14 protein-coding genes and 4 pseudogenes are annotated in these 26647 nt (G+C 68.3%); 11 read left to right on the top strand and 7 right to left on the bottom strand.

What is annotated here, in order from left to right:
* Positions 1 to 458: 458 nt before the first annotated feature.
* Positions 459 to 938, bottom strand: a complete 480-nt coding sequence (locus tag AQJ67_RS48720; RefSeq protein WP_244190649.1) for a S66 peptidase family protein — start codon at positions 936 to 938, stop codon at positions 459 to 461.
* Between the two features lie 129 nt (positions 939 to 1067).
* Positions 1068 to 1414, bottom strand: a pseudogene (locus AQJ67_RS49670) (LD-carboxypeptidase); the annotation flags it as partial.
* Between the two features lie 238 nt (positions 1415 to 1652).
* Between AQJ67_RS49670 and AQJ67_RS32600 the strand changes: the two are divergent.
* Positions 1653 to 2463 (top strand): annotated as a pseudogene (locus tag AQJ67_RS32600) (acyltransferase family protein); the annotation flags it as partial.
* Positions 2464 to 2540: 77 nt separating this feature from the next.
* On the opposite strand, the pseudogene AQJ67_RS32595 reads toward AQJ67_RS32600, so the two are convergent.
* A pseudogene (locus tag AQJ67_RS32595) lies at positions 2541 to 6026 on the bottom strand (DNRLRE domain-containing protein).
* Between the two features lie 482 nt (positions 6027 to 6508).
* On the opposite strand from AQJ67_RS32595, the gene AQJ67_RS32590 reads away from it, so the two are divergent.
* The 3 genes from AQJ67_RS32590 to AQJ67_RS47880 all read left to right on the top strand — a co-directional run bounded on the left by AQJ67_RS32590 (position 6509) and on the right by AQJ67_RS47880 (position 14786).
* Positions 6509 to 13786, top strand: a complete 7278-nt coding sequence (locus tag AQJ67_RS32590; RefSeq protein ID WP_079056293.1) for a polymorphic toxin-type HINT domain-containing protein — start codon at positions 6509 to 6511, stop codon at positions 13784 to 13786.
* The gene (locus AQJ67_RS50820; RefSeq protein WP_425264195.1) at positions 13783 to 14187 is read left to right on the top strand and encodes a DUF6896 domain-containing protein; all 405 of its coding nucleotides are present in this window, start codon (positions 13783 to 13785) and stop codon (positions 14185 to 14187) included. The genes AQJ67_RS32590 and AQJ67_RS50820 overlap by 4 nt, the downstream gene beginning before the upstream one ends.
* A 137-nt stretch (positions 14188 to 14324) precedes the next feature.
* Entirely contained in the window at positions 14325 to 14786 is a 462-nt protein-coding gene (locus tag AQJ67_RS47880) for a hypothetical protein (protein ID WP_159058868.1), read from the top strand.
* A 145-nt stretch (positions 14787 to 14931) separates the two neighbouring features.
* Here the strand turns inward: AQJ67_RS47880 and AQJ67_RS45855 are convergent.
* Positions 14932 to 15887 (bottom strand): annotated as a pseudogene (locus AQJ67_RS45855) (tyrosine-type recombinase/integrase); the annotation flags it as partial.
* 348 nt (positions 15888 to 16235) lie between these two features.
* Here AQJ67_RS45855 and AQJ67_RS47110 point away from each other — a divergent pair.
* On the top strand, positions 16236 to 16511 hold the full coding sequence (locus AQJ67_RS47110) for a DUF4277 domain-containing protein (RefSeq protein ID WP_062722943.1): 276 nt from the start codon (positions 16236 to 16238) through the stop codon (positions 16509 to 16511).
* A gap of 1039 nt (positions 16512 to 17550) precedes the next feature.
* Here AQJ67_RS47110 and AQJ67_RS32575 read toward each other — a convergent pair.
* A complete protein-coding gene (locus AQJ67_RS32575; RefSeq protein WP_062722942.1) occupies positions 17551 to 18426 on the bottom strand; it encodes an undecaprenyl-diphosphate phosphatase in 876 nt (291 codons plus the stop codon).
* Positions 18427 to 18698: 272 nt separating this feature from the next.
* Between AQJ67_RS32575 and AQJ67_RS32570 the strand changes: the two genes are divergently transcribed.
* Both AQJ67_RS32570 and AQJ67_RS32565 read left to right on the top strand, forming a co-directional pair.
* On the top strand, positions 18699 to 19889 hold the full coding sequence (locus tag AQJ67_RS32570) for a Gfo/Idh/MocA family protein (protein WP_062722941.1): 1191 nt from the start codon (positions 18699 to 18701) through the stop codon (positions 19887 to 19889).
* A complete protein-coding gene (locus AQJ67_RS32565; protein WP_062722940.1) occupies positions 19886 to 20815 on the top strand; it encodes a DUF6807 domain-containing protein in 930 nt (309 codons plus the stop codon). Before AQJ67_RS32570 ends, AQJ67_RS32565 begins: the two co-directional genes overlap by 4 nt.
* A 28-nt stretch (positions 20816 to 20843) precedes the next feature.
* Here AQJ67_RS32565 and AQJ67_RS32560 read toward each other — a convergent pair whose 3' ends face one another.
* Positions 20844 to 21314 carry a winged helix-turn-helix transcriptional regulator gene (locus AQJ67_RS32560; protein WP_062722939.1) on the bottom strand — a complete coding sequence of 157 codons (471 nt, stop codon included), beginning with the start codon at positions 21312 to 21314 and terminating at the stop codon, positions 20844 to 20846.
* A gap of 116 nt (positions 21315 to 21430) precedes the next feature.
* Here AQJ67_RS32560 and AQJ67_RS32555 point away from each other — a divergent pair, with 116 nt between their 5' ends.
* The gene (locus AQJ67_RS32555) at positions 21431 to 22600 is read left to right on the top strand and encodes a thiolase family protein (RefSeq protein ID WP_062722938.1); all 1170 of its coding nucleotides are present in this window, start codon (positions 21431 to 21433) and stop codon (positions 22598 to 22600) included.
* A 64-nt stretch (positions 22601 to 22664) separates the two neighbouring features.
* Here the strand turns inward: AQJ67_RS32555 and AQJ67_RS32550 are convergent, their stop codons facing one another.
* Positions 22665 to 23447, bottom strand: a complete 783-nt coding sequence (locus AQJ67_RS32550) for a TVP38/TMEM64 family protein (RefSeq protein ID WP_062722937.1) — start codon at positions 23445 to 23447, stop codon at positions 22665 to 22667.
* Positions 23448 to 23496: 49 nt separating this feature from the next.
* Here AQJ67_RS32550 and AQJ67_RS32545 point away from each other — a divergent pair, with 49 nt between their 5' ends.
* From AQJ67_RS32545 to AQJ67_RS32535, 3 genes are all read left to right on the top strand, one after another.
* The gene (locus AQJ67_RS32545; RefSeq protein WP_062722936.1) at positions 23497 to 24222 is read left to right on the top strand and encodes a DNA alkylation repair protein; all 726 of its coding nucleotides are present in this window, start codon (positions 23497 to 23499) and stop codon (positions 24220 to 24222) included.
* Between the two features lie 268 nt (positions 24223 to 24490).
* On the top strand, positions 24491 to 25660 hold the full coding sequence (gene tuf, locus AQJ67_RS32540) for an elongation factor Tu (RefSeq protein WP_062722935.1): 1170 nt from the start codon (positions 24491 to 24493) through the stop codon (positions 25658 to 25660).
* Positions 25661 to 25780: 120 nt separating this feature from the next.
* On the top strand, positions 25781 to 26626 hold the full coding sequence (locus AQJ67_RS32535) for a spermidine synthase (protein WP_062722934.1): 846 nt from the start codon (positions 25781 to 25783) through the stop codon (positions 26624 to 26626).
* The last annotated feature ends 21 nt before the right edge of the window (positions 26627 to 26647 follow it).

Below are 26647 nucleotides of genomic sequence, written 5' to 3'. Positions count from 1 at the left end.
GGCTCGGCAGCCAGGAATCGCGGCAGTTCGGTGCTGACACGTCAGCACCGTGTCAGCACATGAAACCCTGGGGGCGGGCCACGGCACGTTCTTTGCAAGCGCGCCGACGGCACCTTCGGTCCCGAGGAGGGCATCAAGATCGATGTTCCGACACCCCCGAGCAGTGGGACGCCCTGGGCCGCATCGGCGCCCCAGGTAGCCTCGCCTCCGGTGCCCAGAAGGCCATGCCAGCCGGGGTCGCGTCTCTCGACCAGCGAAGAGGCGGCAGAGCGCCCGTTACCTCGTCCCCGGAACGACGGTCAGGCGTACGCTGCTATCACGACAAGACCACGACCCGCCTGGTCACCGAAGCCGGCGGCACCTGGAGCCGATACGCCCCCGGCGACCACACAAGGTGATTGACTGGCCGGTCAATCACCGCCGCGTCGGCCTTGCACGCTGGGTAAGGCGGTCGACGGTCAGACGACGGCTGGCTGAACCGTCAAGGTTCCTTCGGCGGTGTCCATCGTGGCCTGAGTGCCGAGTGGGATGGTCGGAGGATGCAGGCCGTGTCCGGCGGGGAGCCCACGGAGAACGGGCACACCCAGGCGCGTCAGCCGGTCGCGCAGTACGTCGGCGATGCCCCATCCCCCCAGGGTTGGATCATCGGCATCCTGGTCGAAGCCGAGGAACTGGCCAAGTGTGACACCGCACAGCCCCTCCAGGACCCCAGTACGGGTCAGCTGGGTCAGTGCGCGGTCGATCTCTCCCAGCCCTGTGCCTCTCTGGTGTTCGAGAAAAAGGATCGCCCCCTTAAGGCTCGGCAGACCGGCTCCGGCCTCGGTGCGGATCGCGTCAAGGTTGCCGCCGACCAAGACACCGGTCGCGGTGCCCTCGACGGTGACCGCCGCGCTGGCTTGGCTGGTGTCCCTGTGGATGATCACAGGGTCGGTGGTCATCAGCGCGCGGCGAAGGGCTTCGGCTGGCGCTGGCCCGGACCATTCGTCGCTCCAGTTGGTGAACGGGCTATGCAGCGAGGCCAGACCGCATCGCGCCCATAGGGCAAGGTGGAGGTGGGTGATGTCGCTGAAGCCGACCAAGGGTTTTGGGTCGCGCCGCGGGCGTCGATGTCCAGGTCGTAGACGATGCGGTATGCGCCTTTGCCGCCCCGGGTGGCAATCACCGCGCGGACTCCAGGGTCATCGAACGCGGAGTTCAGGTCGAAGACGCGATCCTCATCTCGGCCAGCCATATAACCCCATTGGTCGAAGACGTGCTCGCCCAACTCGACCCGCAGCCCCCATGACGTCAATAGCTCGACGCCACGGGCGACTCCCTCGCGGCTGGGTGGACTGGCTGGAGAGACGATCCGCACTCGATCCCCGGGCCGTAACCGCGGCGATTGCACGGTCTGATGACTGTCGCAGGTGTCCATGCCGGGATCTTCCTACACCCGCCGAGCCGAAGGTGAGCCGTCTACAACGATCACTCACCGTCAATGCAGCCAGGCTGCCGTCAGCGAATACGCGACACCTGAACATGCGAGCTCACCAGTCCCAGGGCCGTTCCCCAGCAGGGCGGGGCAGTCGGCGGGATTCGCTTCCCCTGCACGCTTCACGCCATGGTGATCCGGCCCACAAGGCTGGGCGGGAGCAACGCATTGCAGCGAGCTATGGGTTGTCCCGTTGAGCGACGCGCCGTACGCCGAAGGCCTCCCGGGCGTCCATGGCTTCATCGGCGAGAACTGGGCATCCGACCTGGTGGGACCGCTCTCGTACATCCGCGCCTATCTCTGGTACGTCCTGCTCTCACCCTTTCTGCTGAAGGCCCTGCGCGCGATGCCGCTGGTCACGCTCCTCGCGCCGCTCGCGCTGTCGGCGGCCTTCGAGCAGGGCTACCTCAACCTCCCCGGCGAGCGGGTCCCGTCCGCCCTCACGGACTTCAGCACCTTCGGCGCCTGCTGGATCCTCGGGCGCGCCAGGAGGGCATCCTGCGGCGGTTGCCGCGCTATGTCGTTCCGTCCATCGCGCCGATCTTCGCCGCCTCGGGCTCTGGTACGCCCTGAACCACAACTTCGGCGAAGGCAACGACCTGGACAGCATGCCGCTGGCCCAAGCCCTGTGGTCCTTCGGTACGGTTCTGCTGCTCCTGCACATCAGTCCGTCCTGGTCCGAGTGGCCCGGCCGCCTGCGCCGCTGGGACCGGCTGATCGCCCTTCTCAACTCGCGCGCGGTGACTATCTACCTCTGGCACAACACCTGCATCCTCATCGCCGCGACGATGTTGGACCAGTTGTGGGACATCGACGTGATGTGGATGCACTTCTCCTGGCTCCTGGAGAGCCCGTGGCCGGTGCTGGCGTTCACCTGGGTGCTCATCGGAAGTTGCATCGTGTGGTTCGGGTGGGCGGAGGACCTGGCGGCGAAGAGGAAACCGCAACTGTGGCCGGACGGGTCTCGGAAGAAACGCGCACACGCCAGGTAGGCTCCCCGGGCCTGACCGGAGAGCGTTGCGTGTGGTCCCTGGCCGCCGGAGTCGTCAACCGGCGGCCAGGAATTGCGTCACCCGATGGCGATGCGTGTCTTCCAGTAGCTCGCCGGACCAATGATCTCTGTACCGGACCCCGGCACCACCGCGCTGGGGCCGCCCGCGTAGAGCCGTACGGATCCGTCGGACCGCACGCCCCAGATGTCGGGGATGGCGTTGCTGTCGCCGTTGGCGTCGGGGGTGCCCATCAGCAGAGGAAAGGTGCTCACCGCCCAGCCCGAGGCACCGTACTCGCTGTCGGCGCCCCCGGCCGAACTTCCGGCGTTGCCCAGGGAGGCGAGGCTGACCCCGCCGCTGGAGGCGTCGATGCCCTTGCGAAGCAGGAGCCTGCCCGACGTATCGGACCGGTAGAGGAGGTCGGTGACGCCGTCGTTGCTGATGTCCAGTGCGGTGACGATGTCACGGTCGGTCCAGCCCGAGGCAGACAGCCGGGTCGCCTGGTCGATGGTCGCCCCGTGGTAGCCGGTGAAGACCCACAACTCGTCGCCGCGAGTGGCGAAGAAATCGGTCCGGCCGTCTCCGGTGGCGTCACCTGCCGACACGAACTGAGTCAGGTCGGCGGGGCTGGGGGCACCGTCGGGGAGGAGGATCTCGCGGCGCTTGTCGATGTTCACTGCGCCGTAACCGTCACCGGGGTACACCCACAGCTTGCCTCCGACGCGGACGACCAGGTCCTGGAGGCCGTCACCACCGTAGATGTCGCCGTTGTGGGTGATCAGGGCCCCCTTGAAGTGACCGTTGGGCGTGGGCACATAGGGCGGCAGGTCGTCGCCGTTGGGGTCCTTGGCGGGGTCCTCCCGGTAGGCGCCGGGCATCGAGTAGTTCAGGTCGCCGGAGCCTTTGTTGAGGTCGGTGCTGGTGGACTGCGAGGGATACATGGCCAGGTTGCCGGCCTCCGTGACGACCATCATGTCGGGCAGCTTGTCCCCCGTGAAGTCGCCGGGGGAGTCGGCCTGGTCGCGGGGCGTGACGTAGAAGAAGTACTTCGTGGCCTCCGAGGGGTTGCCCGCGCTGTCCACGGCCCTGACGTAGAGCACGTTGGGCCCGGCCGTCGGCGGTTTGGCGTTGGAGATCACGGCGCTAACGCTGGTGGCCGTGTTTGCGGTGCGGGGGAGGCTGCTGGAGTAGGTGGGCGAGTTGAAGCCGTACTCGTAGCGCACGACGTCGCTGTTGAGCGCGCGGACCGTGAACGACCCGGGCGTGCCGAACTTCTTCGTGGACCAGTTGGCATCCTCGGCGTCGTTGCCGAAGCCGTTCTCGCTGCCGTCGGCGTTGGGGAAGTCGGTGGAGCTGACCTTCGGCGGCCTGGGGGCGGTGGTGTCGAGGACGAAACGGCAAGGCGTCTTGGCCGGGGCGTAGCTCGAGCTGGTCCCGGCGTCGTCCACGGCCCGCACCCGCCATGAGTAGGTGGTCCCATTGGTGAGCTTGCTGGTGGGGAAGCCCGTCGTCGTGCGCAACGCGGTGTCCTTGTCACCGCCGACGGAGACCTTGCCGGTGGAGCCCAGCAGATCGCCCGTCGTCTGCCACTTTTCGTGCGGCCACAGGTCGAAATCGAGGTGGTCGAGGTTGCTGTCCTTGTCGGACGCCCGCGCGGTGAAGGTCAGGTCGCCCGAGCCCATGCGGACGTACGGCTTGGTGGTGGTGCACTTGCCGTCCGGGCCGAGATCGAGCGACTAGGCGTCCACGGTGGGTCTGCGGTTGTAGACGAGTTCCAGTACGGGTGCGTTGTCCCCGTTGGCCTGGAACTTCTTCCACGCGTACTGCGTATGCTCGTCCCGTGCCCGCAGGCCGAAGGTGATCGTGTCCTTGCCCTGATCGGCCTGCTTCTGCGCCGCCTTTCGCATGTCGAACGTCTCGTATGCGTCCCGGCAGCCGGACTTGTATCCGTGCGCGAAGCTCTTGGTCGCGAATTTGTTGCCGTCGTGCAGCTTAGGTGCGTTCTTCCAGTTGGTCTTCCCGCTCACCGGGCCGGTGAGGTGCACACTCATCGAACGGGCGCTGCACGACCAGGAGTACGTCTCCAGCAGGCGCAGCTTCGCGCTGGTGATCTTCGTGCCCTTGAGGTCCTTGTCGAAAGCGATGTTGAAGTACGAGCGCGAGGTGCCCCAGGTGTCCGACTCGAAGCCGACGCGGGCCTCGTGCGTACCGCCCTTGTTGAAGCCCTTGCCGTTGTAGAACGTGGCGTTCGGGTGACGGCTGTAGGCGGTGGTCCAGTTCTGCGTGTGCTTCTTCACCGACGGGTCGATGAACACCGGGTAGGTGGTGGCCGGGTCGTCGAGGAAGGCCAGGTCGGGGGTGAGCGTCCAGTTCGCCGCCGTCAGGCTGGGCTCGACCAGTTCGCCGCGCGAGTCGGGGGAGGGTCCATCGAGCCCGGGAAGACTGAGCGTGGCCGCCGAGCCGGTCTGTGAGGGGGCGGGCGTCGGTTCGGCCGGGGCGGACGGCAGTGGGGACTCGGCGACCGAGGGCTCGGGGCCGTCGGTGGCGGCCGGCAGGGTCTCGGGGGCGGTGTCCGCCTGCTCGTCGGTCTCGATGAGCTCCTCGGTGGGGCTCGGGCTCTCGCTCGGGCCGTCGGTGACCGACTCGGTCGGCGTGGGGCTCTCCGACGTGGTCGGCTGGGCGGTGGCGCCGACCGATCCGTCGGTGACGGCCGGTTGACCGCTGCTGTCCCACATCAGCGGGGTCGGCGACATCGCGACCTCGGTGGCGAAGGCATCCTCCGCGGTCAGGACGCCCGTGACCGGGTCCAGTCGGAAGTTCAGCGTTGCGGAGGTGATGCCGTACGAGATCTGCTGCGCCCGCGGATCGGCCGCGGCCTGCCGGTTCTTGAGGACGAGCAACTGGGCGAAGCCGTCGTCGTCAGCCGTCAGCACAAGGTCGGCGCCCGGAAAGATCTCGGGGTACAGGGCCCGCGAGCCGTCGATGACCGGGGCCGGGACCGTGCCCGGCCAGGTGAGCTGTATCTCGTGGTCGTCGACGGTCAGGGTGACCAGGGCGCTCGTGGTCTCGTCGACGGCGCTCTTCAGCCCTTGGACCAGGGAGGCCCGGCGCACGGTGGAACGTGAGGCTCGCTGTACCCCGTCGTGTGCCCCGGAGCCGGCCGAGAACACCATCCGCGCGTTCGTGGCCCTGGGCTCCCAACCGGCCTTCGTGCGGTGGAGGTCGTAGTCGATGTCCCTCCATTCACCGCCCACCCTGGCCCGGATCGGAGACGAGTGCAGATCCTTGGCCATCAAGCCGTCGGGCCGCGCCCACGTGGTGGAGCGCGCTGTACGCAGCGCGGTGGCCTCGACGGACCTGCCCGTCTTCGTCGCTCGCGCGATCGCGACGGCCTCGGTCAAGGGCTTCGCCTTCGCCTCCCGGTCCGACCCGTCGCGCGAACCTGGGTCGTCCAGGCCGAGGCCGATGAAGGTGATGCCGGTAACGACGAGCGCCGCGGTCAGTACGGCCGCGGTGGTCCGACGTCCGGGCACACGGCGCCAGTTGCGCGTCTTGCGCGTCATCGGGTGAACTCCCCCTTCCCCCTTGGAACCGGCGCGGGACAGAGCGCGGCCGGGCGAGCAGATGATGACCCATGAGCGGCCTGTCGTCACCCTTCGGATGCGGGCGGTGGAGCTGAGTCGATCCACCACGCGAGCCGTAAAGGTGGCTGTGAGCACCCGTCCACATCGGGTCCGAGCAGCCTTGACCACGGGAGCAAATCATCGTGAACCATCCCCCAAGGGCCTGAAGCTAAGGGTTGTTTGCCAGTGGAACTGGTGAATTGAGTGAATAATCGCGGAGTGGTGGGGGCTTCCGTTAGCTCGGGAAAGTACCATCTGAGCATCACATGCTGTTATGAAGTATTACACACCGTGATGGTCATCGCATCCCCACAGTGGATCTAGCGGAACCCCACGGATTCGTCACAGAATCTGCGCCATCTGATACGCCATCACGCGTGGTCCGATCCCGGTCCCGCCTCAGTGGTCCGGGGGGACTCGTCGTGTTCGGTCGCTCTTCGCATGTCCGTCGCCGTCGTCTGCGTCGTCTGCGCACGGCCGTCGTACCCGCTCTCGGTGCCGCCCTGCTCGTGGGCCTCCTGCCCGCGCAGTCGCTGGCGCTGCCGCCCGACCCGGCGGTCGAGGAAAAGGGCCGCGAGACCCTGGACCTGGAGACGCTCGACCAGGACGAGCCGGTCGTCGGCGAGACCTTCGAGCGGGACTTGGAGACTCTGAAGGTCGAGGTCCCGGAGGATCAGCAAGCGGCCCCTGCCGGCACGGCCACCGCTCCGGCCGCCGGCTCCGCACCGATCAGCTTCGGCTCGCCGGTGTCGGCCACGACCCAGGCCTCGGTCCGCACGGGCACGACCGCCCGTCAGGTCGCCCTGACCCCGGTCGGAGATCTCCCCGTCCGTCTCGGTCAGGCCCCGGATCAGCCGGCCCCCACCGGCACGTGGTCCGTCCAGGTCTTCGACCGCACCGCGCCCGTCTCCCAAGGCGTCGACGGCGCCCTCATCAAGGTGCAGGCCCCGGACACCGGTTCGGTCCCGATCTCGGTCCAACTCGACTACTCCAAGTTCAAGAACCTGTACGGCGCCGACTGGGCCTCCCGGCTGCACTTCGTCCAGTTCCCCGAGTGCTACCTGGACACTCCGGACATCGAGGCGTGCCAGGATTACGAGGAACTGGAGACGACGAACGACACCAAGACCCAGTCGATCACGGCGACGGTCGACCCGGCGGCCGACGGTGAGGTGGCCCCGGCCTCGGCGACGAACACCGATTCCGACGGGCCGTCCATCGCCCAGGCCGCCTACCGCACATCGGCCACCTCCGTCGCCGCGACCGGCGGCGCCGCGGTCATCAGCGCGGTCGACTCCGGCGGCGGCGCGGGCGGCACCTTCAAGGCCACCCCCCTGGCCTCCAGCGGCAAGTGGGAGGCGGGCGGTTCCGCCGGCGCGTTCAGTTGGTCGTACCCCCTGCTGGTGCCCGCGGCTCCGGCCGGCCCTGCTCCCACCGTTTCCCTTAACTACAACTCCCAGACGGTGGACGGCCGTGTCGCGGTGTCCTCTCCCCAGGCCTCCTGGATCGGGGAGGGCTGGGACTACGACCCCGGCCACATCGAGCGCCGCTACCGCACCTGCCAGGACGATCGCAAGGCTATGAAGTCCGGCACGCCCAACAACACGGCCAAGAAGGACAAGACGTCCGACCTGTGCTGGGTGTCGTACAACGCGGTCATGTCGCTGGGCGGCCGGAGCGTAGAGCTGGTGCGGGACGCGCCGGCGGGCAGCAACCCCGAGAGTGACACCGAGATCTACCATCCCCAGAACGACGACGGAATCCGCGTGGAGCGCCGGACAGGCGGCGCCAACGGCGACAACAACGGCGAGTACTGGATCGTCACGCACAAGGATGGAACGAAGTACTACTTCGGCCTCGACCAGGTCGGCGGCGGCCACGCCGACACCGACTCCGTCTCCACCGTCCCCGTCTTCGGCAACCACCCCGGTGAACCCTGCCACGCCACCGCCTTCGCCGGCTCCCGCTGCGGCGCCGGCAAGAAGCAGGCCTGGCGCTGGGGCCTGGACAAAGTCGTCGACGTGCATGGCAACACGATGGTCGTCAACTGGAAGCAGGAGACGAACTACTACGCTGTCAAGAAGAAGCTCACATCTCCCGAGCAGTACGACCGTTACGCCTACCCGACATCCGTCGAGTACGGCATGCGCTCGGATCTGACCAAGCCGTCCGCCACCGTCGAGTTCGGCGCCAAGCAGCGCTGCCTGAAGTCGGAGACGGTCTGCGACGCCGCCAACTTCGCCAAGACCGACGACCCGGGTGCGTACCGTCCCTGGTGGGACACGCCTGGCAACCTCAACTGCAAGTCCACCTCGAAGCTGTGCCCGGCGTTCCCGTCCTTCTGGACGCAGATGCGCCTGGACACGGTGACGACGAAGGCAGCTCGTGCAGGACAGACAGGCCTCGGGAAGGTCGACACCTACCAGCTTCACCAGTCCTTCCCCGAGGACTGGTACGACACGGCCCCCGGCCTGTGGCTGAACTCGATCACCCGTCGCGGCTTCGCACCCGGCGATACGACGGGGACCCTCCAGCACAAGGACGGTGTCAGCTTCGCCGAGTACTCGGTCGGTGCCACCTCGCCTCTTCGCGCCCGCCTGAAGGATCGTCAGCTGCCGAATCTCGTGCCGAGCGGCCCGAACGACCAGCGGCCCGCGTTCACACGCCCGCGGATCGGCGCGGTCGCCACGGAGTACGGCGGTGACATCGAGGTCGAGTACAAGGGCGGTTGCGCCGCGGAGCCGTCCGAGGACAAGGGCGAGCGGAACGGCACCTGTTACCCCGTCCGCTGGTCGCCCGACGGCGATGAGAAGACGCCGGCGAAGGCCTGGTTCAACAAGTACGTCGTCCACTCCGTGACCGAGACCGACAAGGTCACCTCCCACGGCAAGCCCGTCCACACCACGTACAAGTACACGGAACCGGCCTGGGCCAGGAGCGACGACGAGTTCACCCGCCCGTCCCTGCGTACGTACAGCGTCTGGCGCGGCTACCGTCAGGTGGCCGTCACCAAGGGCAGCAGCACCAGCAACCAGCCGAACATCCCGCAGGCCCAGTCGTACTCCGAGACGCGGTACTTCCTGGGAGTCGGGGGCGCGGTCAAGGACTCCACCGGCACCTACACGCTGCTCACCGACGACGCACCGCAGTACGCGGGCATGACCGCGGAGACCATCACCTACCGGGACGCCGACAAGCGGATCCACAAGCGCACGCTCAACTACCCCTGGTCGAAGCAGACCGCGTCCCGCTCGCGAGAGGCCGAGGACGGAACGGACATGGCTCCGCTGCTCGCACACCGCAGCGGGATCGAGCGGACGGAGGAGATCCAGCGGGTCGACAGCAGTTGGCGGGCCGTCCGGACACTGACGACGGTCGACGACACATACGGGCTGCCGATCCAGGTGGAGACCGCCGTGGTCAAGCCGAACGGCAGCACCGGTGAGACCCTCTCCGACCAGACCTGCACCAAGACGTGGTACGTGCACAACACGTCCGCGTGGCTGATCGGTCTGCCGAAGGAGCAGCGCAGTACCGGCACGTCCTGCGCGGCTCACGACACGGCGGACCCAGCGACCAAGCTCATCAACGCGGTGCAGAACAGCTACGACAACCTGGAGTACGGTCAGACGCCCACGAAGGGGCGGGTCACGTCAGCTGCCGGCATCAACGGCGCCGGAACCTCGTACTCGGTCGTCACCAAGACCACGTACGACCCACTGGGCCGCCTCCGCACCGTCACCAAGCCGGGCGTCGGCACCACGCAGACGCAGTACACGCCTGCGGACACGGGCGGGCCGGTCACGTCGGTCAAGACGATCAACGCCATGGGGCACGCCGTCACCACGACCTTCGACCCGGGCCGCAGCCTGGCACTGACGATCAGCGACGCCAACGGCCGGGTCACGCGGAACGAGTACGACGCCCTCGGCCGCTTGGTGAAGGGCTGGTCGCCCTCGCGTTCCTCGGGCGGTAAGTCCCCGGACGTGGAGATCGCGTACCAGGCGGCGGTGGCCACCTCTGCCGAGACCAGGCCTGCCGCCGTCACCATGAAGACGCTGAAGGACGACGGTACGTACAGCCGTCAGGTGGCGATCTATGACGGCCTGATGCGCCAGGTCCAGACCCAGTCCGAGGCGCACGGCCCCGGCCGGATCATCACCGACACGAAGTACGGCGACCATGGCCTGGTCGCCGAGCAGACGAGCGGCTACCTCGCGAAGGACGAGCCAGCGGCGGAGTTGTTCGCGCCGAGATCGAAAGCGCTGATCCCGAGCCGGGTCCAACACATCTATGACGGTCTGGAACGGCCGTCGATCCAGCTGACGTACCACGGCGACACCTACAAGGGCGATTTCGTCGCATACACCTTCTACGACGACACCAGCGCCTTCACGGACCCGGCAGGTTCGACCGCCCCTCAGACACGCACCTACACCGACGCCCTGGGCCGGGTCACCGCGATCCGCCACTACAAGGACAACGCCGCCAAGAGCAACTGGGATGCCGCCACCTCCGAGGACAGCGGCCGCAGGACGACGTACGAGTACGACGCCCGCGGCTACCGCACGAAGGTCACCGACCCGGCGGGCAACACCTGGACCTACACATACGACGCCCGGGGCGGCGTGACGTCGACCACCGACCCGGACACCGGCAAGACGGAGACCTCGTACGACGACGCCGACCGACCGGTCAAGTCGACGGACGCCAAGTCACGGACGACGTACACGGACTACGACGAGCTCGGCCGGATCACGCTCGTCCGCGAGGGCTCGGCAACAGCCGCCCCGGTCAAGTCGTTCACGTACGACTCCTTGCCGGGCGCGCTGGGCCTGCCGGTCGCCTCGACCCGGCACACGGCGGGCGGCGACTACGTCAACCGGGTCACCGGCTACGACACCGACTACCGGCCCACGGGCAGTGAGACGGTGATCCCGTCGAACGCGGCGACAGCGGGCCTGGCGGGCACGTACCCGTACACGTACACCTACACCCAGACCGGCAAACCGCAGTCGGTCACCTTGCCCGCCGTGGGTGGACTGGCGAAGGAGAAGGTCGTCACCCGTTACAACGGTGACGGTCTGGCCGAGTCGACCTCGGGTCTCGCCTGGTACACGTCCGACGCCACCTACTCGCCCTACGGCGAGGCCCTGCGCACGGTGTCCAGCTCCCAGCCCTACCGGGTCTGGACCACCAACTTCGTCGATCCGCACACCGGCAGCCTCCAGCGCACGGTCACCGACCGCGAGACCTCCGGCCCGCACCGCATCACGGACGGCTACTACTCCTACGACCCGTCCGGCACCATTACGTCGAACGCCCGCAAGCTGTCGGCGGCTTCGGGCGACACGTGGGACACCCAGTGCTTCACCTACGACGTGATGGGCGAGCTGGTGAACGCCTGGACGTCGAACATCACCCCGGCCGGCAACGCCACCGGCTGCAAGGCGGCGAACGGCACGACGTGGGGCTATCGCACCGACCACCGGCCCTCCTCCGGCCCGGTGGCCCATGCCCCGGACACCGTGAGCGACAAGTCGAGCCCGGACGCCTCCTTGTCCTCGACCCTGGCGGCCACGGCTCCCGACACGGCGACCGTGGCCACGGGCGCGACGGCGTACCACCAGTCGTTCACCTTCGACTGGCTGGGCAACCGCGCCACGCTGACGGAACGAGACCCGGCGGACGCGACCAAGAACGTCGCCTACACATACGGCTACGGCACCACCTCGCAGCCGCACACAATGAAGTGGATCAGCTCCAACCCGTCCGGCAAGGGCAGCACCTACACGTACGACGCCGTGGGCAACACCGAGGTCCGCGACCTGTCCACCACCACGCAGAACCTGACCTGGACGTCCGAGAACAAGCTCGACACGATCACCGACGACGGCAAGAAGACGACCTACGTCTACGACGCCGCCGGCAACCGCATCCTGGAGAACTCCCCGTCGGGCTCGACGCTCCACCTGGGCGAGACCGAGGTGACGACGGACGCCACGGGCCTGATCACCAGGGCTTCCCGCTCCTACGCCCAGCCCGGTGCACCTACGGTGACCCGCACCGCGAGCAACGGTGCCACGACGGGCCACAAGCTGAACGTCCTGCTGGCGGACCACTTGGGCACGGCGAACACGACCGTGGAAGTGTCGACCGGCCAGCCTGTCACCCGTCGCGCGTTCAAGCCGTACGGGGAACTTCGCGGCCCCAAGCCGCCGACGTGGCCCAACAAGCGCGGCTACCTTGGCGTCGGCATCGACGACACAGCGACCGGCCTGACCCACATCGGCGCCCGCGAGTACGACCAGAACTCGGGCCGCTTCCTCTCTGTGGACCCGATCATCGACATCGCGGATCCGCTTCAGATGAACGGGTACGCGTACAGCAACAACAGCCCGGTCAGCGACAGCGACCCGACCGGACTCTGGTGCGACGGCTGCAACGACGGTAAGGGCTGGACCCGTCCCGACGGCGGCACTCAGGGCGACCCTGGCGGCGGGAAGAACGCCGACGGCTCGGTGCGTGGTACGCCGCACGGTGGCGGGGGCGGTGGTGGAGTTCAGACCGTCGTCGTCGACCTCGGCGACGGCAAGCCCACTCTGCCGCCGGAGAAGATCTACCAGGAGTTCCAGAAGAAGCTTCCAAGCCTTGGTCAGCTGCAGAGGAACAACGTCTATTTTAGCGATCTCAGCTATGAGCTGATGGTCGAGCTCTATTTCCGAGAGCGATGCCAGGCCGGCACCAGCGCGATTGACGAGTGCGGCGCCCTCCGTAAGTTCTATGGCGGCTGGAAGCACGTCGACTCGATCGACGCCGTCGACACATGCCCGATATGCGGCAACGTGGGCTTCCAGTCGATCATGACCTATGTCGGTGCCCGCGGGGTCGGGAAGCTGAAGTGGTCGCCGCGCTGCAACCGGTGCTTCCTGGCCGGCACGGATGTCCTCATGGCCGACGGCACCACCGAGGACATCGAGGACATCGAAGTCGGGGACAAGGTCCTGGCCACTGACCCGGAAACCGGCAAGTCGGGTCCCAGGAAGGTGACCCGCCTCATCGTCACCGAGCACGACAAGCACTTCAACGAGCTGTCCATCGCAACAGCGGACGGCGTCGAGAAGCTGACGGCCACGTACGAGCACCCGTTCTGGTCTCCGTCAGAGGGAGAGTGGGTCGACGCGGGGGCTCTCAAGGCGGGCATGACTCTGCTCACCGACGAGGGCGACACCGTCATCGTCGCGGCCAACCGGTCCTTCACCAGGTATGCCCGTACGTACAACCTCACGGTTGATGATCTGCATACGTACTATGTGCTGGCTGGCAAGACTCCGGTTCTCGTTCACAATTCAAATGGAATGTGCGGAACTGCTGATCCCTTCAGCTTCCGGCGCACCGAGGCCCTTTCTGGTAAGGGCTCCATAAAGAATGTCGATTCGCTGACGGCTTCAATGAGGGAGAATGGCTGGCAAGGTGATCCGATCTGGGTGGCGAATGTTGGAGGTGACCTCTATATCCTTAACGGGCATCATAGGGTGGCAGCTGCGAAGCGTGCAGGAATTAACGTTCCTTATCGCATCCTTCCAGACGAGGAAATCCGGGCAAGATATCCTGGGGGTGCGGATGACATCACGACCGCTTGGGCTGAGGTCGGGCCGGACCGTCTAGTGAACAAGTATAAGAAGCCGGGGTATCGATGACAGATAAGTCGTTGGCTGAAGTCGAGGAGTACCTGCAAGCCCTCTCACGAGTGCGAGGCTCTGTTCAACGCTGCCACCCCGAAGTCGGGCGACTGTCCGATCTCCTCCACCTGTATCGCTCGCGAGCCCTGGAAAAGGAGGGAACTATCTGCGAAGGCTTGCGATACAAATTCCATGGACCTGGGTGCCTTTTCACTGACGTTGACGGTGCTGAAGTTGATGTCGATTTCTTTGAGGGAAGGCTAGAGGTATTTGACTCCTGGCGGATCAGGCGCTTTTCGGCTAGCGTCCAAAACGAGCCGCCAAGGAGCCTTGAGGAAATCACCGAAGTCTGCCGATCCTTGGTTTCTCAGGGGCGCTTGGTAGAGCCGCGCAGCGGATGGTTCTCAGTTGCTCCGTAGGTGTTGTTGTGGGATTGGGCTTCTGCACCCCGCGCCGAACTGTGCGGGACGCCACGGGGATCTGCCGGCGCCCTCTCCTCTGCGGTCGTACCACGGCAAGGTGGCAGGGATCTTGGAGCGAGTGAGGGATGCAGACGATGAGACGACCGATCGACTCTGCGCTAAGCGTGGTGCAAGAAATCGTTGACCAGGTGAGATCGAGTCGAGAGGTTCCCACTATCGAGGAGGTCGTAGCGGCTGTCCTCAACTTCGAGCGGATTGAGTTCGACGTGCCCTCCGGTGCCGACTCCGACGGTTTCCTCTTTCAGTATGGCGAAGTGAACTGGTTTGCAGAGCCTACTTTCACGGTGGGCTTCGCGCGTCAAATGGAAATCGTTGATGCCGAAGGCGAGCATGAAGGGTATTCGCAGGTTCAGCTTGAGTATAGATACCAAGCCGATACCGATCTGCGATCGCTTCAAAGTCACAACTCCTGGTGGTTCCGTGAAGGCGGAACGTCGTTCGATGAATGGCTTGAATCAGTGAAGCGAGACCCCGTTTGGGGGATCGTTCGAGACAAGGCTCCTTCGGGATTTGATGTCTCGCAGGAACTCGCTTGAGTTCATTTGTCTGAATGTGCGGATGCGCTCACTGGTGGAATTCCGAGCTGAATTCCGGATCGCTTGGCGTGGCAAACTGATGGGCCCCTTCCGAAGCCTCGGAAGGGGCCCATCGGGCGTTTGACGGCAGTAGCTGACGGCAACGTCAGCGGATGAGGGCGGCGCAGGGTGGCGGTTCGTTGCCGTCGCCGTTGGCCGCCATGGCGCTTGTCGGGTGGCCGAGCGCGGTGCTGAGGGTATCGATGGCGTCGCGCTGGAGGCGGAGTCGGACGTGGGCGTAGACGGTGACGGTGACGCCGATGTGGGCGTGGCCGAGGAGTTCTTGATGACGACGAGTTCGACGCCCTGTTCCAGGAGGAGGGTGGCGGTCGAGTGGCGGAGGTCGTGGAAGCGAATGCGGCGGAGGCCGGCCTTGCGGAGGAGGGTGATGAAGGCGCGGGTGAGGTTGGCCGGGTCGATCGGTCGGCCCTGCGTGGTGGTGAACACGTGCCCGTCGTGCTGCCATGTGGTGCCCGCGGACTGCTCGCGCTTCTGCTGTTCGTGGTGGAGCTTCAGAGACTGGAGGCAGCGGGTGGGGAGGGCGATGCGGCGTTCGGAGGCCCGGGTCTTGGTGGGCAACGTGGTGAGCCCGCCCGTGCTTGTGCGCTGCAATGTGCGGCGGATTGCGGCGGTGCCCGCGTGGAGGTCGAGGTCTGCCCAGTGCAGGCCGAGGAGGTCGCCCTTGCGGAGTCCGGTGTGGAGGGCGAGTTCGAACAGGGCGTGCAGCCGATGACCCTGCGCGGCGGTGAGGGGCTGGCGGGCTTCGTCGGCAGTGAGGGGTTCGAAGCGGCGGGGGCGTGGGGTGCAGGTGCGGACGTTGCGGGCGACGTTGCGCGGGATCTCTTCCTCACGCACGGCGTGCTCCAGGGCGGACTTGAGCACCGAGTGGATGTAGGAGAGCAGCTTGTGGCAGCACTGGCCTGCGGCACAGCAGCGGGGCTCATCACGCCGGGCATCGATACCGCGCGAGCAGCACTGGCAGGTGGTGCGGAGCTGGTTGAGCCACGTGCGGACGTCCTTGGCGGTGAGCTTGGTGAGCTTCTTCTTACCCAGGCCGGGGAGAGGATCCAGAGCGGTGGGCGCGACGGACCAGCGGCCTGTTCGATCTGATCGACGATCCGACTCGCGTGCTGGCTGCGCTCGACCAGCAAGATCCCTGGGAGGTCTGAGAACGGCCTGTTCGCTCCTGAGGGGCAGGAAGCCCGGAGGTCGCTGTCGGTCTTCCAGGTTGGCGCCGCCCTGAGTCGGGAGAGCGGGAGCAGGGGCTTTGGGGTTGGCTGCCGTCGCCGAGGTATCAGGTCGAGCTCTGCCGCCCTTGCCCGACCCGCAGTCGCCGCAGCCAACCGCTTGGTTTGAGGACCGTCTCGTAGGCGGTCCGGAGTGTCGTCCGGGCGGACGGAACGCCCTCGCGTGGAGGTCGTGGTTGAGTCCGTGGTGACCAAGTGCCTGGGCGCTCTGCCTGTCGCTGCCGAGTTTCTGCGTCGGCTGGACCTCGTGGGGATCGTCGACGGGCTGCGGCCACCGGATTCGCGGGCGGACCTGACGCACGGCCAGGGCATCGAGGTACTGGTGGCGAACCGGCTGACCGCTCCCGCGCCGCTGTTCCGCGTCGGAGACTGGGCGTACTCGTGTGAGGCCGTCAAGGGTCTTGGTGGAGGCCGATGCGTGTCCCGGCTGGTGCATTGACGCATCTCATCGGTGTCTTGCTGGGGGCTTCGGCGATCAGCGGCGTTGTCGCGTCCGGCCAGTGGCAGCAAAATGTCTCCTAAGGGACACCACCGGAACTCGAAGATGTCCATGGCGAGACGCCGCTGCGTTTTCGGCACCATATCTGACTCGCCGCGAGCTGTGCGATCAGCTTCAAAGATCGCCTCGCAGTATTGATGGCGTTGTGGGCGACCCTGTACACCGCGAGTCGTGCAGGATCGGCCAGGCCTCAGCGCAGACGATGTCCTCGTCGTCCAGTCAGATCCCGGTGTGCCGGCCCGCGGGCCACCATCGGGTGTGGTTCGGCCCACGGCGTTGTGCGCGGTGGCGCGGGACGGTGCAGATCTCATGGGCCGAACAGCAGGCGAGGAGCGTCCGTGAACCGGCCTGGTGGAGGGGCCTGCCGAGGATGGGCGGCGTGCGGCGGAGCCGGTGCGCTTGCCCAAGATCAGTCAGGAGCTGGGCGAGGCCGCGGAGGCCCTTCACGGCGCGGCGGTGTGGAGCACCAGCTCCAGGGCCGCGCGCCGGATGGGATCACCGGCGGCTGGGGACATCCGGCTCCTCCAGTTCCTCGCGATCCACGAGGACATGGGGGAAGTCGCCATAGCGGTGTACAGGGCACGGGTCCGCATGGTGAGGCAGTCGAGGCGACGCACGCGTGGGATGACATGGAAGCGCGCCTCGGCTGGCTTATCCTCACGGCCGCGGCACTGGACGACCTCACCGGGTGCTGCCTGGGACACGGTGGATGAGCGGCTGCGTTTCCGCGTGGCGAGGGTCGCGGCCTTGGCCGGACATGAACCTCAGCTGACCCGCTCTACCCTCTGTGCGGAAGGGCCCGCACGTCCGTGCGGACCCTTCCGCGTCATCCCCTACTTTGCGGGCGCACACGTCCTAGTGGGGTGTGTCCGGCCTCCCCGGTGGGAGATGAGTGGGAGACAAGTGGGAGATGATCATGGCGTGGTGCTGCAATCAGGCGCTAGGAAATGCTAGATAGCGCTACCTGTGTGGCCCTGGTTCAGCCGCCGGATTCGCCCGCGTGCGGGCTCAGCGCACCCATGCTGACCAGCACAACCACCGCCACACCGAGCACCACCCGGTAGTACACGAACGGCATGAAGGACTTCGTGCTGATGTACTTCATGAACCATGCGATGACCGCGTAGCCGGACGCGAAGGCGATCACCGTCGCGAAGATCGTCGGCCCCCAGGAGACATGGTCGCTCTCCATCGCGTCCTTGAGCTCGAAGAGCCCGGAGGCCAGGACGGCCGGGATCGCGAGGAGGAAGGAGTAGCGGGCCGCGGCCTCGCGGTTGTAGCCCATGAACAGGCCGCCGCTGATGGTCGCGCCGGAGCGGGAGACGCCGGGGATGAGGGCGGCGGACTGGCACAGACCGAAGATCAGGCCGTCCTTCACGTTCAGGTCTTCGAGTCCCTTGCGCTGCTTGGGCGCGCGGTGGCGACCGCCCGACTCGTCGCGGGCCGCCATCCGGTCGGCGATGCCGATGATGACGCCGACGACGATCAGCATGGTCGCCGTGATGCGCAGATCGCGGAACGGACCCTCGATCTGGTCCTTCAGCGTCAGGCCGAGCACACCGATCGGGATCGAGCCGACGATCACCAGCCAGCCCATCTGGGCGTCGTGGTCGCGCCGCATCTCCTTGTTCGTCAGCGACTTCAGCCACGCCGTGATGATCCGCCCGATGTCCTTGCGGAAGTAGATCAGCACGGCGGTCTCCGTGCCGATCTGCGTGATCGCCGTGAAGGCCGCGCCAGGGTCCTCCCAGCCCGAGAACGCCGCCGTCAGCCGCAGATGCGCGCTGGAGGACACGGGGAGGAACTCGGTCAGCCCCTGGACGAGTCCGAGGATGAGGGATTCAAACCAAGACATGAAGTTACGGAGTCCAAGTGCTGATCGTGGCAAGGGGTGGTGGAGGACACCGCGTCGGCGGCGCAGTGATCAGTGATCGCGAGTGTCGAGGGGCAGCGTAGCGCCCTCCGATGACGGCTCCGGCACAGGGGGCTCGGCAGCCGATCGCCGCCGCCGGTCGGACCGGTGTTGACCTGCGGTGGGGCCGCCGCTTACGTTGCTGCGGACCGAAAGCGCTTGCTATCGCGTCGCACAGGAACTCGTCGTTGGCGCTCCGGAGGAGTCTCACGTTCATGGCCGCATCCGAGATCGCCCCGCTCACCGGCCGCCGCATCAGGGTCGCCGTGATCGGTACCGGCGCCATCGCACGCGACTCCCACCTGCCCGCGCTCGCCCGGCTCGCCGAGGAGGGCGAGACGGAACTCGTCGCCGCCGTCGACGTCGACGCGGCGTCGGCCGAGTCCTTCTGCGCGGAGGCGGCCCCGGCCACCGCCGGAGCCGAGCCACCCCACCCCTACACCGACCTGGACCGGATACTCCGGGAGCAGCGGCCCGACCTGGTCGTCATCTGCACCCCGCCGACGCTGCACCGCGACCAGACCGTCGCCGCGCTGCGGGCCGGCGCCTGGGTGTGGTGCGAGAAGCCGCCGGTGCCGAGCCTCGCGGACTTCGACGCGGTCGAGGCGCAGGAGGGCAAGGACGGCGGTCCGTACGCCTCGATCGTCTTCCAGCACCGCTTCGGCTCGGGCACCCGGCACGTACGACGCCTGCTCGCCGAGCGGGCCATGGGCCGCCCGCTCGTCGCGCACTGCCAGACCACCTGGTATCGGGACACCGCCTACTACGCCGTGCCCTGGCGCGGCCGCTGGGCGACCGAGGGCGGCGGCCCCGCGATGGGGCACGGGATCCACCAGATGGATCTGCTGCTCGACCTGCTCGGACCGTGGAGCGAGGTGCGTGCCATGGCCGGCCGGCTGGTGCACGACGTCGAGACCGAGGACGTGTCGACGGCCCTCGTCCGCTTCGCGAACGGCGCGATGGCGACCGTCGTGAACAGCGTGCTGAGCCCCGACGAGGTCAGCCGCATCCGGATCGACTGCGAGCGCGCCACCGTGGAACTGACCCATCTGTACGGGCACCGCAACGACGACTGGCGCATCACGCCGGCCCGGGACGTGCCGGACACCGAGGCAAAGGCCTGGCAGGACTTCGGCGCGGACCTGCCGAGCTCGCATCTGGAGCAGCTGCGGGAGCTGGTGGCGAGCATGCGCGCGGGGGAGCGGCCGCGCAGCAGCGGCGCGGACGGGCGTACGAGCCTGGAGCTGATCGCCGCGCTGTACAAGTCGGCGTTCACGGACGCGACGGTTCGGGCGGGGGAGATCGGCCCCGGTGATCCCTTCTACGCGGCGATGCACGGGGGCGCGCCCGGCTGGGCGCCGGTCATGGCCGAGCGGGCGGCGTCCGGCGAGGAAGCCGTCGTATGACCGGGCTGCGTATCGTCCACGCGCACGGCGACCGCGTCACGGTGACCGAGTCGGCCACCGGCGTGGAGCTCCTCGCCTACGTGTACCGGCCGGAGGCCGCCTGGGAGGCCCCGAAGCCGTACGTCCACCCGCTGCGCACCCTCGCCGGTGACGTCGTCACCGACTACCGGCCGAACGACCACCGCTGGCACAAGGGCCTGTCGCTGACGGCCTCGCACCTGTCCGGGGCCAACCTGTGGGGCGGCAACAGCTACGTCCACGGGCAGGGGTATCTGGAGCTCCCCGAGCGCGTCGGCTCGATGCGGCACGTCGCGTTCGACGAGGTCTCCTCGGACGGTGACCGGGTCGTCATCGCCGAGCGGCTGACCTGGCATCCGCACGACGGGGAGCTGTGGGCGGAGGAGCGGCGCAGGGTCGAGGTGCACGACGTCGAGCCGGAGTCCGGCTCATGGGTGCTGACCTGGACGAGCGCCGTGACGAACCGGCGCGCCGAGCCGCTGCGGTTCGGCAGCCCCACCACCGCGGGGCGCGGCATGGCCGGGTACACGGGCCTGTTCTGGCGCGGCCCGCGTGCCTTCCAGGGCGGCCGGATCATCGCCCCGGACGCCGAGGGCCCCGGCCTGATGGGCGAACGGGCGCCCTGGCTGGCCTACTCCGGTGAGCACGACGGCACCGACGGCCACGCGACCCTCGTCTTCGCGCACGCCCCCGAGAACGACCACGCCGGTGACGACGGCGCCCACCCCGCCCACTGGTTCGTACGCAACGAGCCCTTCGCGGGCGTCGCCCCGTCCTGGGCCTTCCACGACGAGCTGGAACTGGCGCCCGGTGACACCCTGACCCGCCGCTACCGGGTCGTCGTGGCCGACGGGGCGTGGGAGAGGGAAGAGATCGTCAAGTACCTGGACGCGCATCCCTGGCGCTGATCGCGGCCGACCGACGGGACGGCGGATCTCAGGCGGCCGACGGCCCCGTCACCGTCCATCCGGGCGCCTGGGGGTGGGCCGACAGGTCCTCGTGGCGCACCGGGTCGCCGCAGGCCCGGCAGGTGACGACCGGGACCAGTTCGTTGCCGCAGATGTGCTCGATCACCATGGGGCGGTCGTCGTCCGTGCGCAGATGGCGGTCGCCCCACGCCATGAGGGTCATCAGGACCGGCTCCAGCTCCAGCCCCGCCTGCGTCGGCCGGTACTCGAACCGCTGCGGGCGCTCGCTGTAGGCGCGCTTGGTGAGGACGCCCGCGTCGACGAGGCGGCGCAGCCGGGTGGCCAGGATGTCGCGCGGGGCGCCGATGTTGCGCACGAGCTGGTCGAAGCGGCCGTTGCCCAGGCACACCTCGCGCAGGACGAGCAGGGAGTACTTCTCGCCGACGAGCGCCAGGGTGTCGGCGATGGAACAGGGGCGCGGGTCTTTGGTGGCGGCCATGCCGCTCAGTCTAGAGGGCGGGTTCGACTTTCCAACCCGATGGGTTTGATTTTCCAACCCTCGGGGCTATGGTGAGTTCGGATTTCCTACTCACTGGTGATCGGGAGGCCCGCACCATGCGTGACGCAGTCATCGTCGAAGCCGTACGCACCCCCGTCGGGAAGGGCAAGCCGAACGGCTCCCTGGCACACGTCCACCCCGTCGAGCTCCTCGCCCACACCCTGCGCACCCTCGTCGAACGCTCCGGCGTCGACCCGGCGCTGATCGACGACGTCATCGGCGGCACCGTCGACCAGGTCGGCGAGCAGGCCATGAACACCACCCGCTACGCCGCCCTGTCCGCGGGCTTCCCGGAGACCGTCCCGGCGACCACCGTGGACCGCCAGTGCGGCTCCTCCCAGCAGGCTGTGCACTTCGCCGCCCAGGGCGTCATCTCGGGCGCGTACGACCTGGTCGTCGCCTGTGGCGTCGAGTCGATGAGCCGGGTGCCGATGTGGTCGAACGTGCCGCCCGGCAAGGACCCCTTCGGCCCCGGTGTCGCCGAGCGCTACCCGGAGGGGCTCGTCCCGCAGGGGATCAGCGCCGAGCTCATCGCCGCCAAGTGGTCGATCACGCGCGAGCAGATGGACGAGTTCGCCGTCTCCTCGCACCGGAAGGCGGCCGCGGCCTGGGAGCAGGGCCTGTTCGACGCCGAGGTGGCGCCCCTGGACGGCGTCTCCCGCGACGAGTGCGTACGCCCGGGAAGCACCACCGAGATCCTGGCCGGACTCAAGCCCGCCTACCACGACCCGGCCTTCGCCGAACGCTTCCCGCAGATCGAGTGGAACGTCACCGCGGGCAACGCCAGCCCCGTCAACGACGGCGCCTCCGCCGTCCTCGTCACGTCCAGCGAGACCGCCGCCCGCCTCGGCCTGCGCCCCCTCGCCCGGCTGCACAGCTTCGCCGTCACCGGTTCCGACCCGGTCCTCATGCTCACCGGTGTGATCCCGGCGACGGAGAAGGTGCTGCGCCGGGCGGGCCTCTCCCTCGGCGACATCGACCTCTTCGAGGTCAACGAGGCCTTTTCCAGCGTGGTCCTGGCCTGGCGGCAGGAGACCGGAGCCGACCTCGCCAAGGTCAACGTGCACGGCGGCGCGATAGCGATCGGCCACCCCCTCGGCGCCAGCGGCACCCGTCTGACGACGACCCTGGTGCACGCGATGCGCGAGCGCGGCGCACGTTACGCGCTGCAGACGATGTGCGAGGCGGGCGGCCTCGCCAACGCGATGATCCTGGAGACGGTGTAGCCGGAGGCGGAGCAGAGGGGGAGCAGAGGGGAAGCAGAGGGGAAGCAGCGGGCGGCGAAACGGTTCAGCGGCCGCGCAGATGGTGCCGCTTGCGCCACGCCACGACCACGCCCGCCAGCGCCGGTACGGCGATGCAGGCCAGCGCGATCAGGAAGGCGGGCGACGTCGGCGCGGAGGCACGGGCGCCGGCGACGACGTACGCGGCGGTGTTCGGGATCGACCCGAGCGCCGTCGCGAGCAGGAACGGGACGTAGCCCATCCGGGAGACGGCGGCGGCGTAGTTCGCGGCCCAGAACGGCACACCGGGGAACAGCCGCACCGCCAGCATCGAGCGGAAACCGTGCCTGCTGAACTGGCCGTCCGCCGCCTTCAGCCATCGGCCGCGCAGCAGCGGACGCAGCGCCTCCTGGCCCAGCAGCCGGCCCAGCGCGAAGGCGATCCCGGCACCCAGCACCGTCCCCGCCAGGGCCGCGCCGATGCCCCACTCGGAGCCGAAGAGGGCGCCCGCCGCGAGGTTCAGCAGCGGCCGCGGGACGAAGGCCACCGTGACCAGGCCGTACGCCACCGCGAACAGCACCACCGCGGCCGAGCCCTCGACCTGGGGCGGCCAGCCGTCCGCCAGGAGCCGCTGCGGCTCGAAGAGCAGCACGGACGACGCGGCCGCCGCCAGCAGGATGACGAGCAGGGACAGCCGCGACCACGGCGACAGCAGCGTCCTCGTGCAGCGCGCGGCGAAACCCGCGGGCACGGGAACACGGACGGGTACGGGGACGGCGAGCTCCGTGGCGGCGGCCCGGGGCGGGGCCGTGGCGGTGCCCCCAGAGCGGGTGGTGGCATCGTCGGGCATTCGGCGACAGTAACCGAGGAAGATGTGTGATCGCCGTATGGTTCGTCTCATGAGCGTCACAGGTGCGGGAACATCAGAAGTTCCGCGCAGTGTTCTGGCCGACACGGTCCTGGAGCGGCTCACCGCCACGTACGCCGCCGCCGCGGACCCGGCACGGGCCGCCGCCGCGCAGGCGTACATGAAGGACGTCGCCCCCTTCCTCGGCATCCCCACACCCGAGCGCCGCGCCCTCTCCCGCACCGTCCTCCAGGGCACACCACGCCCCGACGAGGCGGACTGCGCAGCCGTCGCCCTGCGCTGCTGGCAGCTGCCCGAGCGCGAGTACCACTACTTCGCCGTCGACTATCTGCGCCGGCACGTGGGGCGCTGTTCCTCCGGCCTCCTCCCGGTGACCCGGCAGCTGATCACCACCGTGTCCTGGTGGGACACCGTCGACCTGCTCGCCGCCCACGTCGTCGGCGGACTCGTCACCGCCGACCCGAATCTCAGGGCGGACATGGACGCCTGGATCGTCGACGACGACCTCTGGGTCGCCCGCACCGCCCTGCTCCACCAGCTGCGTCACAAGGAACACACCGACTCCCAGCGCCTCTTCGCCTACTGCCTGCGCCAGTCCGGGCACCCCGACTTCTTCATCCGCAAGGCCATCGGCTGGGCCCTGCGCGAGTACGCCAAGACCGACGCGGACGCCGTACGGGACTTCCTGGCGCGGGAACGCGGACGGTTCGCGCCGCTGTCCGTGCGGGAAGCGCTGCGCAACGTCGGCGTCGCCTGAAGTCCCGTACCGCGAAAAACCATTCGACGCCGGACAAAGCGTCGACGATGATCGACGTCATGTTCCGGCACGCCTTCCTCCTCGCAGCATCCGCAGTCGCGGATGCGCCGAAGGCTGCCGTTCCCGTCTTCCTGACCGCTGTCGACGGCGCCCGAAGCTGACCCTCCCCGGACAGTCCGGCGGACCCCCGAGGGGGAGGGTCGGCAGGTCCTTGGGGTCCCCTTCTCCCGCGCGGAGACCCTCTACGCAGAGACTTCGAGGTACAGCCATGTCCAAGACGGCATACGTGCGCACCAAACCGCATCTGAACATCGGCACGATGGGTCATGTCGACCACGGCAAGACCACGTTGACCGCCGCCATCACCAAGGTCCTCGCCGAGCGCGGCTCCGGCACCTTCGTGCCGTTCGACCGGATCGACCGGGCGCCGGAGGAGGCCGCGCGCGGCATCACCATCAACATCGCGCACGTCGAGTACGAGACCGACACCCGGCACTACGCGCATGTCGACATGCCCGGCCACGCCGACTACGTCAAGAACATGGTCACCGGGGCCGCGCAGCTCGACGGGGCGATCCTCGTCGTCTCCGCGCTCGACGGGATCATGCCGCAGACCGCCGAACACGTGCTGCTCGCCCGGCAGGTGGGCGTCGACCACATCGTCGTCGCCCTCAACAAGGCCGACGCGGGCGACGAGGAGCTCATCGACCTCGTCGAGCTGGAGGTCCGCGACCTGCTCACCGAACACGGCTACGGCGGCGACGCCGCGCCCGTCGTACGGGTGTCGGGGCTGAAGGCGCTGGAGGGCGACCCGAAGTGGACGGCGTCGATCGAGGCGCTGCTGGACGCGGTGGACACCTACGTTCCGATGCCGGAGCGGTATGTGGACGCGCCGTTCCTGCTGCCCGTCGAGAACGTGCTCACCATCACCGGCCGGGGGACCGTCGTCACCGGGGCCGTGGAGCGGGGCACCGTGAAGGTCGGCGACCGGGTCGAGGTGCTCGGGGCCGGGCTGGAGAGCGTGGTCACCGGCCTGGAGACGTTCGGCAAGCCGATGGACGAGGCGCAGGCCGGGGACAACGTGGCGCTGCTGCTGCGCGGGGTTCCACGGGACGCCGTCCGGCGGGGGCATGTCGTGGTCGCGCCGGGCAGTGTGGTGCCGGGGCGGCGCTTCACCGCGCAGGTGTATGTGCTCTCCGCGCGTGAAGGAGGCCGTACGACGGCGGTGGGCACCGGGTACCGGCCGCAGTTCTACATCCGTACGGCGGATGTGGTCGGGGACATCGACCTCGGTGAGGTGGGGGTCGCGCGGCCAGGGGAGACGGTCACGATGACTGTTGAGCTGGGGCGGGAGGTGCCCTTGGAGCCGGGGCTCGGGTTCGCCATCCGTGAGGGCGGCAGGACCGTCGGGGCGGGGACCGTAACCGCCGTCGTGTGAGGGGGGTGCGGTTCGTGGGGGACTGCGGGTCCGGTTGTGGCTGGTCGCGCAGTTCCCCGCGCCCCTGTCGGGGCGCTCCCCGTGCCCGCCTCGTAAGGAGTTCCCCGGCACAATAGGAAGGTGAATGACCCCATACCCGTCACCCGGTCCGTCGACTACGGCACCGCCAAGCTGATGCCGGACATCGATCGGAAGCGGGCGTGGCTGCTGACCGTCGACGGGGCTCCGCAGTCGTACGTCGATCTTGATGTGCCGACGCATCTGGAGTTCGAGTACGCGCGCCGCCTCGGGCACGTACTCGACACCGTCGCCGAGCCGGGGCGGGCGCTGGACGTGCTGCATCTCGGGGGCGGGGCGCTCACGCTGCCCCGTTATCTGGCGGCCACCCGGCCCGGCTCGCGGCAGGACGTCGTCGAGGCCGACCGGGGGCTGCTGGAGCTGGTCGTCGAGCATCTGCCGGTTCCGGACGGGGCCGGCGTCCGGCTGCACGCCGGGGACGCGCGCGCCTGGCTGGAGTCCGCCCCGGACGATTCGGCCGACGTGCTCGTCGCCGATGTCTTCGGAGGATCCCGGGTGCCCGCGCACCTGACGTCCGTGGGGTACGCCCAGCAGGCCGAGCGGGTGCTGCGGCGAACCGGTGTCTACCTGGCGAACCTTGCCGACGCCGCGCCCTTCGCCTTCCTGCGCTCCCAACTCGCCACCTACGCCACGCTGTTCGAGGAACTGGTCCTGATCGCTGAACCGGGCGTACTGCGCGGCCGGCGCTTCGGCAACGCCGTGCTCGTCGCCGCACACCACCCCCTCGACACGGCCTCCCTGTCCCGCCTCACCGCCTCGGACGCCTTCCCGGCCCGCGTCGAACAGGGTCTCGCCCTGCAGCAGTTCATCGGCAACGCGCGGTCGGTCCAGGACGAGGACGCCGTGCCTTCACCGGAGCCTCCCGGCGGGGCTTTCAGCATCGGCTGAGGGGTGTCGGGTCGCGGTGGT

The organism is Streptomyces caeruleatus, from assembly GCF_001514235.1.
GTDB classification, from domain to species: Bacteria; Actinomycetota; Actinomycetes; order Streptomycetales; family Streptomycetaceae; genus Streptomyces; species Streptomyces caeruleatus.
Note: the sequence above shows the minus strand (reverse complement) of the source record. Positions and strands in the feature narration are given on the sequence as shown.